Genomic DNA, 255 nt, shown 5'->3' with positions numbered 1-255 from the left:
TTTTCGTACTTTTTTAACGACCAGTGAACGGACACGATGCCGTTCACCGGCTGGGGCGTCACGTTGCGCTGAGCCATATCGTTAAGTCACCGCTGCACTGCGTCGCCACGCAGTCTTAGGAGGAATCGTGAAGATTTTCGTTGCAGGCGCCACCGGCGCCGTTGGACAGCCGCTGGTGCGCGTGCTCTGCGCGCAGGGTCATGAGGTAACGGGGATGACTCGCGCCGGCGCGGGTGCCGACAGGCTTCGCGAGCT

The 255-nt window shown here is 62.0% G+C and carries 1 protein-coding gene; it reads left to right on the top strand.

All coding sequences use genetic code 11. The annotated features are described in order from the left end of the window. Nucleotides 1–127 precede the first annotated feature (127 nt). The coding region (locus tag AB4Y42_RS44645) for an NAD-dependent epimerase/dehydratase family protein (protein ID WP_368697946.1) at nt 128–255 on the top strand (128 nt) is incomplete at its 3' end.

Source organism: Paraburkholderia sp. EG286B, from assembly GCF_040965655.1.
Classification (GTDB): domain Bacteria; phylum Pseudomonadota; class Gammaproteobacteria; order Burkholderiales; family Burkholderiaceae; genus Paraburkholderia.
Note: the sequence above shows the minus strand (reverse complement) of the source record. Positions and strands in the feature narration are given on the sequence as shown.